Raw genomic sequence first — 16,670 nt, 5'->3', positions numbered from 1 at the left:
GGCCGCAACAGCAGCTACCTGCAAGCCAAGGTACGCGAACAGCATGACGGTATCGTGGTCGTCGAGCTTTCCAGCTACCTGGACACCGGCGCCGCACACGGCGATCCCGGCCGTGCGTTCATCAACTATTCGCGCCAGCAGCAGAAAGTCCTGACGCTGGCCGACATGGTGATCCCGGGCAAGGAAAAAGACTTCTGGCAGAAAGCCGAACTGGCCCATCAAGGCTGGCTGTTGTCGAGCAAGATGAACGAAGACGCCGACTTCGTGAAGACCTGGCCGTTCAAGCGCACACCGCACATTGCCCTGACCTACGGCGCGGTGATCCTCAAGTATCCGGTGGAAACCATCGCGCCCTACTCCATGGGCCATATCGAGCTGAAGATTCCTTATCCGCAGCTCAACGGCATCCTCAAGCCGGAACTGTTCCCGGGCCGCGGCTGATCGCCCGCCCGAGCAGCAGTTGCAACACGCCAGCGACGATAAGCGCTGGCAGTGTTGCGCCGATGTCCGGGTACAGATTGGCCAGCAGGTGATAGGTACTGATACCGCCCAGCCAGGCCAACAGGCTCATCCAGCGCAAACCGCCCGCCGCCACCCGACTGCCGCGACGGCGCAGGATGAAGTGATCCACCAGCACCACGCCGAATAATGGCGCGAACACCGAGCCGATCAGCAACAGAAAATTCTGGTACTGCGCCAGCGGCGCCAGGCAGGCGATCAATGTGCAGACGATGCCGATTGCCAACGCCAGATGCTCAACCTTGATCCGGGTCAGCAATGCAGTGGAAACCGCCGCCGAGTGAATGTCGGCAAACGCGTTCTCCGACTCGTCCAGCAGAATCAACAACAATGGGATCCCCAGCCCTGCGCCTGCCAGCGCAAGCAGCAGCGCACTGGTTTCGCCGCTCGGAGCGAACGCCAGGGTGTAGGCCACGCCCAGGCTCATCAGCCAGAAATTGCCGATGAAGAAGCCGACCGCCGTGCCGCCGAAAACATTGCGGGCGCGCTGGCCGAATCGCGAATAATCGGCAATCAGCGGCAGCCAGGAAAGCGGCATGGCAATGGCGATGTCAAAGCCCACGGCAAACGGCATCGAGCCATCCCCGCCGCGCGCCCATAGCGCCGCGAGGTCGGCCTTGTTCAGCAAGTTCCAGGTCAGCCACACACAGGCAGCCAGCAACAGCCAGATGCCCCAGCGACGCAGGATCTGGCGCACGAAGGTCAATGGGCCGCCGACCGCCAACAACGTGGCCAGCGCGCCGAAAAATAAGGTCCACAGCAGCGGACTTGCCCACAGGCTGCCTTCGGCAAAAGCACGCGCACCGAGCAGACTGGCTGCATCGCGCATGACGATAATTTCGAACGAGCCCCAGCCGATCAACTGCAGCAGGTTCAGCACCGCAGGCAGCGATGCGCCTTTGCTGCCGAGGCTGAGCTTGAGTGCGGCCATCGACGACAAGCCAGTGTCGGTGCCAATCACCGCAACGCTGGCCAGCAGCATGACGCCGACCAGCGTGCCGAGAAAAATCGCCAACAGTGCGCCGGACATGCCCAGCCCCGGCCCCAGCAAGGCGCCGGTCTGCAACACCATCAGGCCGATGCCCAACGAGAACCACAGGGAAAACAGATCGCGCCCGCCGAACACCCGCTGGCTGGCAGCGATGGGCGTGTCGGGGGAATAGGTGCCGGGTGTGTTCACGGTTCTGGCTCGGTAAGAAATGAGTGATGTATCTTTTTGGGGTTCGGACGCGGAGCGTCCTGAGCGGCATTCCCACGCGGAAACGTGGGAACGATCGGTGTCAGTGCGCGAGCGTGCGCACTGACACCCGACGCGTCAGACCTTTTTATAGAGCTGACTGCCTTCCTGCCTGAAGCGCTCGGCCTGCTCGGCCAGTCCTTGTGCGATGTCGGCATCCACCGCTTCGATACGCTGATTGGCCGCGTACTCGCGCACTTCCTGAGTGATCTTCATCGAGCAGAACTTTGGCCCGCACATGGAGCAGAAGTGGGCGACCTTGGCCGAATCCTTGGGCAGGGTTTCGTCGTGGTACGAGCGTGCGGTGTCCGGGTCCAGGCCAAGGTTGAACTGGTCTTCCCAGCGGAATTCGAACCGTGCCTTGCTCAGCGCATTGTCCCGGATCTGCGCGCCCGGATGCCCTTTGGCGAGATCCGCCGCGTGCGCCGCGATCTTGTAAGTGATGATTCCGGTCTTCACGTCATCTTTGTTCGGCAGACCCAAGTGCTCTTTGGGCGTGACGTAGCACAGCATCGCGCAGCCGAACCAGCCGATCATCGCGGCGCCAATACCCGAGGTGATGTGGTCGTAACCGGGCGCGATGTCCGTAGTCAGCGGGCCGAGGGTATAGAACGGCGCTTCGTCACAGCACTCCAGTTGCTTGTCCATGTTCTCCTTGATCAACTGCATCGGCACGTGGCCGGGGCCTTCAATCATGGTCTGCACATCGTGCTTCCAGGCGATCTTGGTCAGTTCGCCCAGGGTTTCCAGTTCGCCGAACTGCGCCGCATCGTTGGCGTCGGCAATCGAGCCCGGACGCAGGCCATCGCCCAGCGAGAAGCTGACGTCGTAGGCCTTCATGATTTCGCAGATGTCTTCGAAATGAGTGTAAAGGAAGTTTTCCTTGTGATGCGCCAGACACCACTTGGCCATGATCGAGCCGCCGCGACTGACGATGCCGGTCACGCGTTTGGCCGTCAGCGGCACATAGCGCAGCAGCACACCGGCGTGAATGGTGAAGTAATCGACGCCCTGCTCGGCCTGCTCGATCAGCGTGTCGCGGAACAGCTCCCAGGTCAGGTCTTCGGCGGCCCCACCAACTTTCTCCAGCGCCTGATAGATCGGTACGGTACCGATCGGCACTGGCGAATTGCGGATGATCCACTCGCGGGTTTCGTGAATGTGCTTGCCGGTGGACAGGTCCATGACCGTGTCCGAACCCCAGCGAATGCCCCAGGTGAGCTTGGCAACTTCTTCTTCAATGGAAGAACCCAGCGCACTGTTACCGATGTTGCCGTTGATCTTCACCAGGAAGTTGCGGCCGATGATCATCGGCTCCAGCTCGACGTGGTTGATGTTGGCGGGAATGATGGCGCGGCCGCGAGCGATCTCTTCGCGCACGAACTCGGCGGTGATTTCTTTCGGGATGCTGGCACCGAAACTGTGTCCGGCGTGCTGCTGAGTCAGCAGGCCAGCGGCGCGGGCCTCCTGCAACTTCATGTTCTCGCGGATGGCGACGTATTCCATCTCGGCAGTGATGATCCCCTGTCGCGCATAGTGCATCTGGCTGACGTTGGCGCCCGCCCTGGCACGACGCGGATTACGCACATGAGCGAAGCGCAGCGCGGTCAGCTCGGCGTCGCTCAGGCGCTGCTGGCCGAAATGGGAACTCAAGCCCGGCAGACGCTCGGTGTCGTTGCGCGAGTCGATCCACGGCGAGCGCACATCGGCCAGGCCTTTGCGCACATCGATGATCACATTGGGATCGGTGTATGGGCCGGACGTGTCATACACCGTGACCGGAGCGTTGATCTCGCCGCCGAAGTCAGTGGGTGTCACATCGAGCGTAATTTCACGCATGGGTACGCGAATGTCCGGGCGGGAACCCTGGACATAGATTTTCTGCGAACGGGTGAACGGCTGTACCGATCCGGAATCGACCTGCGCCGACTCACTCAAATGGGGTGCGTTTTTTGGTTTTATGCTCATCACGGGCTCTCCAGACATCCACTATGGGTTGATTGTCGGAGTAACCTGATCGGGACGGACGGGTGCACCAGAAGACAGTGCTGAATATCGAACGATGGCGTACTGTTCATTTTTTGAACAATCGACCCCGGACGGTATTCAAGAGGACTCGCCGGGAGACGAGAAATCTTGTTCCCTACGCAGGCGCTAACCTGATCAGGTTCAACGGGATCCGGTTTAACCGATCTCAGCCTCATAGCAAGGCACCCCGACAAGAACGCCGTCAGTCTATGCCGCGTCGAGGCTGTAACGCCAGCGCAATTGCGTCAGCCGCGATAAATGGCTGAAATGTCCGATTGTTGCGTAAAGCGTCTGGCTCTACACTCGCTATCCCGGTTTTTTCATCAAACTGTGATTACTTTCTTCATGAACAGGGAATGCCTCATGTTGCGCAAACTTTCGTTGCTCGTGGCTGTTTCGTTTGCGTCCAACGGCCCGACCTGGGCAGCCGATATGCCGCTGCCGACCAAGACGGGGCTGGTGAACGTCTACGAACAGGCGGTGGACAACAATGCTGACCTGGCCGCCGCGCGTGCCGATTACGCCGCGCGCAAGGAGGCGGTGCCTCAGGCTCGCGCCGGTCTGCTGCCGAATATTTCCGGCAGCGCTCAGGCCAATAACACCCGCACCAGCATCGATCAGCCACGTGCCACTGCCACTCGCAGTGGCACGGTGTATCAGGCCACCCTGAGCCAGCCGATTTTCCGCGCCGACCGCTGGTTCCAGTTGCAAGCGGCCGAAGCGGTCAACGAACAGGCCGCGCTCGAACTGTCGGCCACCGAACAGAACCTGATTCTGCAATCGGCGCAGAGTTATTTCAGCGTGCTGCGCGCCCAGGACAATCTGGCAGCGACCAAGGCCGAGGAAGCGGCGTTCCGGCGTCAGCTGGATCAGGCCAACGAGCGCTTCGATGTGGGCCTTTCGGACAAGACCGACGTGCTGCAGGCGCAAGCCAGTTACGACACCTCACGCGCCAGCCGCATCCTGGCCAAACGTCAGGTGGACGATGCCTTTCAGGCGCTGGTGACCCTGACCAATCGCGAATACAACTCCATTGAAGGCATCGTCCACACCTTGCCGGTGCTGGCGCCGACGCCGAACGACGCCAAGGCCTGGGTCGATACCGCGGCTCAGCAGAACCTGAATCTGCTGGCCAGCAACTACGCAGTCAACGCCGCCGAAGAAACCCTGCGCCAACGCAAGGCCGGACACGCACCGACGCTGGATGCGGTGGCCACCTATCAGCGCGGCGACAACGATGCGCTGGGTTTCACCAACCCCAACTTCACCGGACAGAATTACGGCGGCGATGCGGAGCAGCGCACCATTGGGGTTCAGCTGAATATCCCGATCTACAGTGGCGGCCTGACCAGCTCGCAGGTACGCGAAGCGTATTCGCGCCTGAGCCAGAGCGAGCAGCGCCGTGAAGGGCTGCGCCGTCAGGTGGTGGAAAACACCCGCAACCTGCACCGGGCCGTGAACACTGACGTGGAACAGGTTCAAGCGCGCAAGCAGTCAATCATCTCCAATCAGAGTGCACTGGAAGCCACGGAAATCGGTTATCAGGTCGGGACACGCAACATCGTCGACGTGCTGGACGCGCAACGCCAGTTATATGCCTCGGTGCGCGATTACAACAACACCCGCTACGACTACATCCTCGACAACCTGCGCCTGAAGCAGGCAGCGGGAACGTTGAACCCGGGCGATCTGCAAGACCTGTCGCGCTACCTCAAGTCCGACTACAACCCGGACAAGGACTTCCTGCCACCGGATCTGGCAGCGGCAGCGAAAAAGAACTTCGAACGACCGGCTCAACGTTAACCGCAACGTTTTGAGCGGCAGCGCTGCGCTGGGCGTGGGTACGATCATGAAAACGCCGATCGCCCAGGCTCGGCATCACACGCTATTGAGCAACCGCGCGATCCCGTCCAGCAGGCGCTGCAACGCGCCCTGATTGGCCTTCATCACACCCAGTCCCGCGTCAGCCATCGTCTGCGCAAGGCCAGGTTGCTCGAACAGACGCTGCACGGCAACGGCCAGCGCGGTTGAATCGCCGACTTCTTCCAGCGCCCCAGCACCGCGCAGCATGGCGGCGATTTCAAGGAAGTTGAACAGGTGCGGGCCGCTCAACACGGGTTTGGCCAGCGCCGCAGGCTCCAGCAGGTTGTGACCGCCATTGGGCACCAGACTGCCGCCCACGAATGCGACGTCCGCCAAGGCGTACAAAAACAACAGCTCACCCATGGTGTCGCCCAGCAACACCTGAACGTCCGGCGTGACGACCTGCGCGGTGGAGCGTCGAACGGTGTCGAAGCCCTGCTGCTGACAGAGCGCGTGTACGCTGTCGAAGCGTTCGGGATGGCGCGGCACCAGAATCAGCAAGGCGTCAGGGTGAGTCGACAACAGCGTGCGATGCGCCGTCAGCACGCTTTCATCCTCACCGGCGTGGGTACTGGCCGCGATCCACACCGGCCGCCGGGTTGCCTGCCATTGCTCACGTAACTGAGCCGCACGCGCCAGTAGCGCGGGGTCGATACTCAGGTCGAACTTGATCGAACCGGTCACCGAGACACACTCCGGCCGCGCACCCAGATCACGAAAGCGCTGAGCTTCGGCTTCTGTCTGTACCGCAAACCAGGCCATTTCCGCGAGCATTGGCCGGGTCAGCGTTGCGAAACGTCCGTATCCCCGAGCAGAGCGCTCCGACAGCCGCGCATTGGCCAACACCACCGGAATACGCCGTTTACTGCACTGATGGATATGGTTGGGCCACAGCTCGGTTTCCATGATGATGCCCAGCGTCGGCTGCACATGATCGAGAAAACGAGCGGCCGCCCACGGCAGGTCGTACGGCAGGTAACAGTGCTGGATGCGCGGCTCGTCGCCGAACATGGCCTTGATTCGCTCCGAACCTGTAGGCGTCATGCAAGTCACAGTGATCGGCAGGTCGGGATAGCGCGCCAGCAGCGCACGAATCATCGGCGCGGCGGCGATGCTTTCGCCCACCGAGACTGCATGCACCCAGATCCCGCCGCGCTGCATGGGCGGCAAGCCTGCGGCGAAGCGCTCGCCGATGCGCTGGCGATAGGCCGCAGCCTTGCGCGCGCGCAACCACAGCCGCAGAGCAACCAGCGGCAAGCCGAGATGAAACAGCAACGTGTAGAGAGTTCTATTCATGGGCGCGGAGTTTATCAGCCCGCCTTCGCAATGCCACAACGACATGAAGGCGCAGGCACGACGCTCGGCGGCGCAGCAATTATCCGGCCGGTCATCACCCATCGCTAGAATGCACAGCCTCATACAAGGAAAAACACCATGAATCCGTATTACCTGCTGGGCGTCGCGATCTGCGCCGAAGTCATCGCCACCACTTCGATGAAAGCGGTGAAGGGCCTGAGCACCCCGCTGCCGCTGCTGCTGGTCATCGGCGGTTATGCGATTGCGTTCTGGATGCTGATTCTGGTGATGCGCACCATACCGGTCGGCATCACTTATGCCATCTGGTCGGGCATGGGCATCGTCATGGTCAGTATTGCGGCATTCTTCGTGTACGGGCAGAAACTCGACCTGCCCGCCCTGCTAGGCATGGGAATGATCGTGGCAGGCGTGGTGGTCATTCAGCTGTTCTCGAAAACCGCCGGGCATTGAAAACCTGTTCCCTTATAATGCGTGCAATGTTTACTGATCGAGGTGCCCATGCCATCCGTTATTTCCACTGACGTCCTGATTGTCGGGGCTGGCGTCGCCGGCCTCTGGCTCAATGCCAGATTGCGTCGTCAAGGGTTCTCGACAGTGCTGGTAGAAAGCGCAAGCCTGGGTGGCGGACAGAGCCTGAAGTCTCAGGGGATCATTCACGGCGGCGCCAAGTACGCGCTACATGGCGCCCTGTCCGGTGCGTCCGAAGCCATTGCCGACATGCCGCGCCGCTGGCGTGAGGCGCTCGACGGCAAGGGCGAGCTGGACCTGTCCGGCGTGCGCCTGCTGTCCGACGCTCATTACCTCTGGTCGCCGGGCACGATCGCCGGCAACCTGACCAGCTTCTTCGCCAGCAAGGCGGTGCGCGGGCGGGTCGATCAGGTCAAGGGCGAGCAACTGCCGCCCGCGCTGCAACATCCGAAATTCAAGGGCAAGGTCTACCGGCTGGCTGAACTGGTGGTCGATGTGCCAAGCCTGATCAACCGACTGGCGGAACTGGCCGGTGACAGCCTGCTCGCCGGTCAGCAGATCGAACCGCTGTACGATGGCGATGAACTGATTGGCCTGCGGGTCGATGGCCGCGATATTCACGCCCAGCGCATCGTGCTCAGCGCCGGCGGTGGCAACGCCGACCTGCTGAACGCGCTCGGCATCGCGCAGCCACAGATGCAGCGCCGTCCGCTGCACATGGTGCTGGTCAAGGGCCCGACCCTCAAGCCGCTGTACGCCCATTGCCTGGGCGGTGGCACCAAACCGCGCATTACCGTAACCACGCATCCGGCGGCCGATGGCCAATGGGTCTGGTACCTGGGCGGCGATCTGGCCGAAGCCGACGGCGTGGCTCGCGAGCCCGAGGCGCAGATCGCCGTTGCACGCAAGGAGCTCGAATCCCTGCTGCCGTGGGTCGACCTGAGTGAAGCGCAGTGGGCCACCTTGCGGGTCGATCGCGCTGAACCTGCGCAATCGGGTCTGGTGCGTCCGGACAATGCCTTTCTGGACAGTCAGCAACGGTTGATGGTCGGCTGGCCGACCAAGCTGGCACTGGCACCGGACTTCGCCGACCGCGTGCTGTCGGTCCTGTCTAAAGAAGGCATTCACCCGACACCGCAACCACCACTGGCGGATGTACCCAAGCCGCCCATCGCCCTACCTGTCTGGGATCAACTGCTGCCATGAGCCTGAAAACCCTGCACGACCTGCATCGTCCGTTCGGCAACACCGGCCTGACCGTCTCGCCACTGGGTCTGGGGACCGTGAAGCTGGGACGCGATCAAGGGGTGAAATACCCCAGCGGCTTCAAGATCCCGGACGATCAGCAAGCCGCGATGCTGCTGAAGATGGCGCGCGACATGGGCATCAACCTGATCGACACTGCACCGGCTTACGGCACCAGTGAAGAACGCCTCGGCCCGCTGCTGCACGGCCAGCGTCAAGACTGGGTCATTGTCAGCAAGGTCGGCGAAGAGTTCGAGAGCGGCCAGTCCAGCCATGATTTTAGCGCCGGGCACACCCGGCGATCGGTAGAGCGTAGCCTGAAACGTCTTGAAACCGACTTTCTCGATCTGGTGCTGGTGCACTCGGACGGCAACGATCTGGCGATTCTCAACGAAACGGCGGTGTATCAGACCCTTGCCGAACTCAAACGTGAGGGCAAGATCCGTGGCTTCGGGTTTTCCGGCAAAACCGTCGAAGGCGGCCTGTTGGCCCTGCGCGAAGGGGACTGCGCCATGGTCACCTATAATCTCAATGAACAGGGTGAGAAACCGGTTCTGGATTACGCTGCAGCCCACGGCAAAGGCATTCTGGTCAAAAAGGCACTGGCCAGCGGTCATGTCTGCCTGACACCCGGAACGGACCCGGTGCAGGCCAGCTTTCAGTTACTGTTTGAACATCCGGGCGTCGCCAGTGCTATTGTCGGGACCATCAACCCCATGCACCTGGCGCACAACGTTGCCACCGCTGCTGCCGTGATTTGCCGTCAAGCCTGATTTGGGCGGCCGACCCCAACGCAAGAAGGAGCCGATATGCCGCGCACATTGATTCGCAAGAACCCCAGCAACTTCAAGACCCTGCCGTTGTTCGTCGAAGCCACGCCTGAAAGCCTCAGCTATCAGAGCGTCGGCATGCCCATGAACTTCACTCAAACCCTGCAGCGGCGGCGCAAGATCGACGTGCCGGACACCGAACGCTTTGCCACTGAACTGGCCAACCTCGGGGTGTCCATCCGGCTGACCATCAGTTGGCAGAATCGGGATTACTGGGTCTTGGTGCGCCAACGCCGTCAGGACCGTGGCGATGTGGTGCTCAAGCTGATTTCCGGCTACGTCCCGGCCCATGAGCTGACTCTGCCGCTGCACACCGCCATTCAGGAAGTCGCCGAAGAGTGCCTGATCGAAACGCCGCAAGGCTGGCTGAGCGGGCTGTTCAAGGACACCTGGCTGCCTGCGCCCTATGCTTCGGCGCTGCATTACCGGGAAGCCATGCCGTTCACCTTGAGCCCGCTGTCCGGCGCGGCAAGGCCGGTGCGAGCGGGCAACCTGACCCTGATCGAGCGTCCGAGGGCCTACGTACACCTGCCGACGGCGTCGTTGCAGCTTATCTATGACATGCGCCTGGAAATCCCCAAGGAAGCGCGGCCGGTCAGCCTTTTTCATGTCGACGAGATGCTGGAGAACGACCAACTGGTTGCGCGGTTGAACCGCAGCAAACCCGATCTGTACCTGATGCCGCTGGAAAACGGTGCACCGCTGCCGGAGCTATACACCCTCAAGCGGGACAAGCTGACGCTGGCAGGCACGCGCGGGCTGTATCTTGCCGAAAGCTTTGCCGCACAGGACGGCTGGGTGGTGCGGGAGGAAAGAATTCGCTGGAAGGACTGGCTGCGGCAGCAAGGCATGACCCCGCCGCCGAAGAAAACCGGGCTGAAACGCCTGACCAGCAAAGCCCGGGAATTGTTGGGCCTGGCGCGAGGCAGCCTGAGCAAATGAACGCTCCGCCCGGAAAGCACCGGGCGGGAAGCGCTTAACGCCGCTGAATCACTGCCCGCGAATCTTCTCGACGATGGCCGTGGTCGAGCTGTTTTCCACCAGCCCCAAGACCTTCACCTCGCCGCCGTAGGCTTGCACGATGTCGGCACCGACCACCTGATCGATCCCGTAATCGCCGCCCTTGACCAGCACGTCAGGCTTGACGTGCGTCAGCAGATGTTCAGGCGTGCCCTCGGGAAAGCTGATCACCCAGTCCACCGCGCCCAGACCGGCCAGAACCGCCATACGCCGGTCCACGCTGTTGATCGGACGGCCAGGTCCCTTGAGACGACTGACGGAAGCATCGTCGTTGACCGCGACGATCAGACGATCACCCTGCGCCCGCGCCTGCTCCAGATAGGTCACATGGCCTGCGTGGAGGATGTCGAAGCAGCCGTTGGTGAACACGATCTTTTCCTTGTGAGCGCGTGCATCATCGACCGCGAGCAGCAACTGCTCCAGCCCCAGCACACCGCGCTCGGAACCTTCTTCACGCTGAATGGCGCGACGCAGTTCAGGCGCGCTGATAGCGGCCGTACCCAGCTTGCCGACCACGATGCCAGCCGCCAGATTGGCCAGCGCGACGGCATGAGGCAACTCCTCACCTGCGGCGATGGCGGCAGCCAGGGTGGAAATCACCGTATCGCCCGCACCGGTCACATCGAAGACTTCACGCGCACGCGCAGGCAGATGGAGCGCCTGTTGATCGGGACGTAGCAAGGTCATGCCGTGCTCGCCACGGGTCACCAGCAACGCGCCCAGGTCCAGCTCGCTCATCAGTCGAGCGCCCTTGGCGACCAGTTCGGCCTCGTCGACGCAATGACCGACGATGGCTTCGAATTCGCTCAGGTTCGGCGTGATCAGGCTCGCGCCACGGTAGATCGCGAAGTCTTTGCCTTTGGGGTCGGCGAGCACCGGAATGCCGCGCTCGCGTGCGGCCTGGATCAGCGCCTGATGATTCTTCAAAGCGCCTTTGCCGTAGTCGGAAAGCACCAGCACCTTGATGCCGTCGAGCAGGCTGTCGACTTCTGCGCTGAGGGCAAGTGCGTCAGTGGCGAACGGTTCTTCGAAGTCGATTCGCAGCAACTGCTGGTGCCGACTCATGACGCGCAGCTTGACGATGGTCGGCTGGTTGGCGATGCGCTGAAAACGGGCCAGCACACCGGCAGCCTTGAGGCTGTTGCTCAGGCTGTCTGCGGCCTCGTCTTCACCGGTCACGCCGACCAGCGAGGCAGGCGCACCCAGGGCAGCGATGTTCAATGCCACGTTGGCGGCACCGCCTGGACGGTCCTCGATCTGGTCGACCTTGACGACGGGCACTGGCGCTTCAGGGGAAATACGCGAGGTCCCACCATGCCAGTATCTGTCGAGCATGACATCGCCAACCACCAGGACAGGGGCCTGATCAAAGCGCGGCATGGATAACTTCATCGAACAACCCGTACTAGGAAATGGACAGGGGCGGAATCTTAGCACAGGGGGTTTGAACAGACAGATTGTTCAGAACCGGAATCCTGAGGCCGGCAAAAGGGCGATTCACGCCGGAAAAGATGTCGGTGCAGCGCAGTGTGGAAGACGATTGCGCAGTGTTGGCAACACTGCGCAACGACGTCAGGTCAGCTCGATCTCAGATCGCGCCGACGGGTGCCGGCTCATCCAGCCCCATGGCATGCAGCCGGGCGTAGTAACCGTTTTTCGCCAGCAACTCGGCATGGGTGCCGCGTTCGACGATCTGACCGGCGTCCATGACCAGAATCAGGTCGGCCTTTTCAATGGTCGAAAGACGGTGCGCGATCACCAACGTTGTACGGCCCTTCATGACCTGATCCAGCGCCGCCTGAATGTGGCGCTCCGACTCGGTGTCCAGCGCCGAAGTGGCTTCGTCGAGAATCAGGACCGGCGCGTTCTTGAGCAGCGCACGGGCAATCGCCAGACGCTGACGCTGGCCGCCGGACAGCAGCACGCCGTTCTCGCCCACCGGCGTATCGAAGCCTTGCGGCAGTTGATCGATGAACTCCTTGGCGTAGGCATCGGCCGCAGCGGCCTCGATGTCGGCACGCGGCGCGCCCGCCAGATCACCGTAGGCAATGTTATTGGCGATGGTGTCGTTGAACAGCGTGACGTTCTGGTTGACCTGAGCAATGTGCTTGCGCAGGTTACGCAGGCGATAATCGTTGATCTCAACGTCATCCAGCAGGATATTGCCGATTTCGTGGGTGTAGAAACGCGGGATCAGATTGGCCAGGGTCGACTTGCCGCTGCCTGAACGCCCGACCAGCGCGATCATCTGCCCCGGATCGGCCGAGAAGCTGATGTCATTGAGCACCTGACGCTCGGTCTGCGGGTAGAAGAAGCTGAGGTTCTTCACCTCCAGACGGCCGGAGACACGATCACGCTCTATCGTGCCGGTATCAATTTCCTGCTCGACATCCAGTTGTTCGAAGATGCTTTCCGCACCGGCCACGCCTTTCTGGATCGTCGAACTGACTTCCGACAATTGACGAATAGGTTTGGGCAGCAGGCCCGCCGCTGTGATGTAAGCCACCAGATCGCCAGCCGTCGCGTCACCGCGCAGGAACAGCACCAGAAACATCAGCACCGCCATCGCGGTGTAGATAACCAGTTGCAGCATCGGCGTGTAGATAGCGCCGGTCTTGGTCATGCGCAGCTGCTTCTTGGTATTGCTGTTGCTGGCACGGGCAAAACGATCCTGCTCGTACTGCTCGCCGCCGAAGCTGCGCACCACGCGATAACCCTGGATGGTTTCCGATGCGACGTGCGTCACGTCGCCCATCGCCACCTGAATCTTCTTGCTCTGCTTGCGGAATTTCTTGCTGGCGGTGCCCACCATGATGGCGATGACCGGCAGGATGGCCAGCATGACCAGCGTCAGTTGCCAGTTCATCCACAACAGGTAGATGAACAGGAACACCACGGTCAGGCCTTCACGTATCACCACTTTGATCGCGTCGGTTGCAGCACCTGTCACCATGGTGACGTTGAAAGTGATGCGCGAGATCAGATGGCCCGAGTTGGTGGTGTCGAAGTAGCGATTGGGGAGCACCAGCAGCTTGTTGAACAGCTCGACGCGCAGGTCATGCACCAGCCCCAGCGAAACCTTGGCCAGGAAATAGTTGCCGAGAAACGAACCCAGCCCCTGCCAGGCGGCGATCAGCACGATCAGCAGCGGCACGGCCTGCAGCAGTTGCAGATCCCGAAGGTAAGGCACATTGGGAAACAGCACGGCTTCCGGATTGCTCAACCCGTCGACAAAGTATTTCAGGATGCCTGCGAGCATCGGCTGAGTGGATGCAAAGATCACGAAACCAAGGATGCTGAGCAGGAAAATGCCCACATACGGACGCACATAGGACAACAAGCGGAAGTAGATTTTCACGCTGGAAGTGGCGGACGATTCGGAGGTTGTCATGAGAATCCGTCGTGTTAAAAAGAAGCGGAATTGTATCACAAGCCGTTTTCGCAACGGCCTGCTGCGGTAACATAGGCGGCCCGCACAGCCCTTGGGGCGCAGAATCCGGAGTATCGATGCAAGCGCTCGACCACGCCCACTACCTTGCCCTGGTTCAAGGTGCCGAAGTGCTTGAAGCCGACGGCACGGGCGATAAAGTACTACGTCTGAGTGACGGTTCGATGTTGAAACTGTTCCGACGCAAGCGGCTGATCAGTTCCGCGGCCTGGTATCCCTATGCCAGACGCTTTGCCGACAACTGCCTGACCCTGGCCAAACGCGCCATCCCTTGCCCGCAGGTGCGGTCGGTCTATCGGATCGCCGAGATTGCGCGCGATGCCGTGCATTACGACCCACTGGCCGGACACACTCTGCGTCAACTGCTGGGCAAGGCCGCCAGCGACGACGACCTGCGCATGCAGCTGGGGCGGTTCATCGCCAATCTGCATGAAAAAGGCATCTATTTTCGCTCGGCGCATCTGGGCAATGTGATCCTGACACCGGCAGGCGAACTCGGACTCATCGACATCGCCGACATGAAAACTTACCGCCGACCGCTGCGCAAGCACCTGCGACTGCGCAACTTCAAGCATATGCTGCGTTACAGCGAAGACCGCAAATGGCTGCTGGGTGACGCAAACCCCGCCTTCGTCAACGGCTACCTGAGCGCGCAAACCATTTGCACGGCGGATGAATTGATCCTGGCGATGAACTGAAAAATGGCCGCATCAAGCGGCCATTATTCGTTTTCGGTCAGATCGATCGCCCGAGCCGATGTTCCTGAACGACCCGCCCCAGCACCACCGCCGCAGGCAGCAGCACCAGCACCCACAACTCGTCAGGGTTGCCGACCAGTTTGGCGCCGTCGAAGTTGAGCATCACCAGCGCGCACGCCAGATACAGTCCCCATGCATCACGCAGACGCAGGGCCTGCCAGAGTGTCAGCGCCATCACGATCAGAAACAGCACCAATGACACTGCACCTGTGTACAGGCCCATCGAGACATAAATATTGTGCGGGTGCTGAATCGGCATGCCGCCAGTCAGGGTCTTGGTGGTGTAGAAGTCCACACCACAACCCAACATCCAGCCGCAGTGCTGCCACTCGCCGGTCATGATTTCGAACAGTTCGATGCGATAGGAATCACCGCGCACCATCAGCAGCCTGATCCACTCCTCGTCCTTGACGACCCAGAACGCCGCGGCAACTATCACCGCTGCCGCCAGCAAAGCCGCAAGGGTGTGTCTGGGGAAGCGATACAGCGAATACAACGTGCCCGCCACGAGCAGGAACGCCGCACCCACCAACGCCGTACGAGTCTGGACGATGAAGGCTGCGACGAGCAGGGTCAGAAAGATCGCGGTAGCCGCTTCGATCCAGCGCTTTTCCCGCAGCCAGACCGGCAATGCCAACGCCAGACAGCAAACCATCCAGGCACTGGCATAGATCACGTTCTCCATCCGCGCGGGCAGAATCTCGACACGTTTGCCGAATGCGAAAAGCCCGGTCATCCAGCTGTAAATACTGGCCAGCAGGATATACAGGGCAACCGCCCAGAAAAAGCTGCGTATGAACGCACCCGAGTGGAATAACCGGTTGTCCGTCAGTCCGGCAACGACGAACACGAACAGACTGACGTACGCCACATGTTTGTAGAACTGGAAGTCCTGCCCGTAGAAAGCAGGCACCAGGAACCACACCATGAACACGGCCCACGCCACACCCAGCGGCTGCGTGAACACGCTGGCGCCACGGTATTTGATGAGAAAAAACAGCCCCGGCAACGCGGTCAGGGCGTAGAACAGATTATTGGTCGCCTTGGCAGAGCCCCACAGAATGAAACTCAGCAGAAACACGACAAGTGCAGCACCAAAATAAATCTCTACCTTGCTGGCAGGCGTACCGGATCGGTCAACTGACATTATTGAGCAACCAACCTGTTACCAGTCCAATGATTACCGCGACGATCAATTTGACGCGATCGCGGCGCTTGCGACGCTGCTTGTCGAGCCGCTCTTGCGGCACCACCACATGCTCACCGAAGCCGGTATGCAGCACGGCATCGTTTTCCAGAATCAGAGCGTATCGGTTTTCCGAAGCAAACAATTGTGAAAGTTTCTTCTCCCCACCGTGACCGGCGTAAGGCGCGTGCTGTTTATAGTCGGCCAGACGGCGCAGCCCGGGATTGAAGGAAAAGCCCTGCCACTCCGGTTTGTGCGAACCCAGCTTGTAGAAGGGAATACCCTGAACCACTTCACGCTCGTTCAGGTACACATACGGGCTGTGGATCTGCAGGTCGTGGCTGAAACTGCGCAACCAGACCTGTAGCGCCTGAGGGTCATTCTCCAGCAGGATCATCGACTCTTCTATGAAGTGCGGGCGGTAGAAATCCCAGTCATCTTCACAGTGGAACACCCAGGACGTCTCGATCAAGGCGTACGCCGCATCCACCGAGCGCATCTGACCCAGCTTGGGGTTGTTGATGAGAAAGCGGGTATGGGCGCGCCAATGTTCGGGAATGCACGCCTCGACCTGAGCATCCCCGGAGTCTTCGGTAATCAGCACATGGCGGATGGCAGCCGTGTTGAAACGATCGAAGGTTTCCAGAGTGCGTTTCAACAGGTCAAAACGTCCGCAACTGGTCACCACCAGCGTGATGTCGCTATTTTCGCTGAATACCATCATGTGTTCTCAATCATTGAAGGTTCAAAA

The 16,670-nt window shown here is 60.7% G+C and carries 14 protein-coding genes and 1 riboswitch; of the genes, 7 read left to right on the top strand and 7 right to left on the bottom strand.

The features are described 5' to 3' along the window. A partial coding sequence (locus tag BZK31_RS17005) for an RsiV family protein (protein ID WP_157900755.1) occupies positions 1-441 on the top strand: 441 nt, incomplete at its 5' end. Here the strand turns inward: BZK31_RS17005 and cytX are convergent. Continuing rightward, a complete protein-coding gene (cytX, locus tag BZK31_RS17000) occupies positions 410-1,699 on the bottom strand; it encodes a putative hydroxymethylpyrimidine transporter CytX (protein ID WP_083184120.1) in 1,290 nt (429 codons plus the stop codon). The genes BZK31_RS17005 and cytX overlap by 32 nt on opposite strands. 135 nt (positions 1,700-1,834) lie before the next feature. After that, positions 1,835-3,724, bottom strand: coding sequence for a phosphomethylpyrimidine synthase ThiC (gene thiC, locus BZK31_RS16995; protein WP_083184119.1), 1,890 nt, complete (start codon positions 3,722-3,724; stop codon positions 1,835-1,837). Between the two features lie 155 nt (positions 3,725-3,879). Beyond that, positions 3,880-3,984: riboswitch (TPP riboswitch) on the bottom strand. 163 nt (positions 3,985-4,147) lie between these two features. On the opposite strand from thiC, the gene BZK31_RS16990 reads away from it, so the two are divergent. Then, positions 4,148-5,587, top strand: coding sequence for a TolC family outer membrane protein (locus BZK31_RS16990; protein ID WP_083184118.1), 1,440 nt, complete (start codon positions 4,148-4,150; stop codon positions 5,585-5,587). A gap of 75 nt (positions 5,588-5,662) precedes the next feature. Here BZK31_RS16990 and waaA read toward each other — a convergent pair whose 3' ends face one another. Beyond that, positions 5,663-6,943 carry a lipid IV(A) 3-deoxy-D-manno-octulosonic acid transferase gene (gene waaA, locus BZK31_RS16985; RefSeq protein ID WP_083184121.1) on the bottom strand — a complete coding sequence of 427 codons (1,281 nt, stop codon included), beginning with the start codon at positions 6,941-6,943 and terminating at the stop codon, positions 5,663-5,665. 138 nt (positions 6,944-7,081) lie between these two features. On the opposite strand from waaA, the gene BZK31_RS16980 reads away from it, so the two are divergent. The 4 genes from BZK31_RS16980 to BZK31_RS16965 are packed head-to-tail and all read left to right on the top strand — an operon-like array spanning position 7,082 to position 10,449. Continuing rightward, positions 7,082-7,414, top strand: a complete 333-nt coding sequence (locus BZK31_RS16980; protein WP_083184117.1) for an SMR family transporter — start codon at positions 7,082-7,084, stop codon at positions 7,412-7,414. A 48-nt stretch (positions 7,415-7,462) separates the two neighbouring features. Continuing rightward, on the top strand, positions 7,463-8,638 hold the full coding sequence (locus BZK31_RS16975) for an NAD(P)/FAD-dependent oxidoreductase (RefSeq protein WP_083184116.1): 1,176 nt from the start codon (positions 7,463-7,465) through the stop codon (positions 8,636-8,638). Next, positions 8,635-9,450 (top strand): aldo/keto reductase, encoded by an 816-nt coding sequence (locus BZK31_RS16970; protein WP_083184115.1) that lies wholly within the window; start codon positions 8,635-8,637, stop codon positions 9,448-9,450. Before BZK31_RS16975 ends, BZK31_RS16970 begins: the two co-directional genes overlap by 4 nt. A gap of 36 nt (positions 9,451-9,486) precedes the next feature. Beyond that, positions 9,487-10,449, top strand: coding sequence for a metal ABC transporter ATPase (locus BZK31_RS16965; protein WP_083184114.1), 963 nt, complete (start codon positions 9,487-9,489; stop codon positions 10,447-10,449). A gap of 48 nt (positions 10,450-10,497) precedes the next feature. Here BZK31_RS16965 and hldE read toward each other — a convergent pair whose 3' ends face one another. Both hldE and msbA read right to left on the bottom strand, forming a co-directional pair. Further along, entirely contained in the window at positions 10,498-11,919 is a 1,422-nt protein-coding gene (hldE, locus tag BZK31_RS16960; RefSeq protein WP_083184113.1) for a bifunctional D-glycero-beta-D-manno-heptose-7-phosphate kinase/D-glycero-beta-D-manno-heptose 1-phosphate adenylyltransferase HldE, read from the bottom strand. A gap of 196 nt (positions 11,920-12,115) precedes the next feature. Further along, entirely contained in the window at positions 12,116-13,918 is a 1,803-nt protein-coding gene (msbA, locus tag BZK31_RS16955; protein ID WP_083184112.1) for a lipid A export permease/ATP-binding protein MsbA, read from the bottom strand. Positions 13,919-14,034: 116 nt separating this feature from the next. Between msbA and BZK31_RS16950 the strand changes: the two genes are divergently transcribed. Beyond that, complete coding sequence (locus BZK31_RS16950) at positions 14,035-14,673, top strand: BUD32 family EKC/KEOPS complex subunit (RefSeq protein WP_083184111.1); 639 nt, start codon at positions 14,035-14,037, stop codon at positions 14,671-14,673. A 37-nt stretch (positions 14,674-14,710) separates the two neighbouring features. Here the strand turns inward: BZK31_RS16950 and BZK31_RS16945 are convergent, their stop codons facing one another. Both BZK31_RS16945 and BZK31_RS16940 read right to left on the bottom strand, forming a co-directional pair. After that, positions 14,711-15,880, bottom strand: coding sequence for a hypothetical protein (locus BZK31_RS16945; RefSeq protein WP_083184110.1), 1,170 nt, complete (start codon positions 15,878-15,880; stop codon positions 14,711-14,713). After that, positions 15,870-16,643: a glycosyltransferase family 2 protein gene (locus BZK31_RS16940; protein ID WP_083184109.1), complete on the bottom strand. Its 774-nt coding sequence runs from the start codon at positions 16,641-16,643 to the stop codon at positions 15,870-15,872. The genes BZK31_RS16945 and BZK31_RS16940 overlap by 11 nt, the downstream gene beginning before the upstream one ends. Positions 16,644-16,670: the final 27 nt, after the last annotated feature.

The organism is Pseudomonas floridensis, from assembly GCF_002087235.1.
Taxonomy (GTDB): Bacteria; Pseudomonadota; Gammaproteobacteria; order Pseudomonadales; family Pseudomonadaceae; genus Aquipseudomonas; species Aquipseudomonas floridensis.
This window is presented reverse-complemented; position numbering and strand designations above follow the sequence as displayed.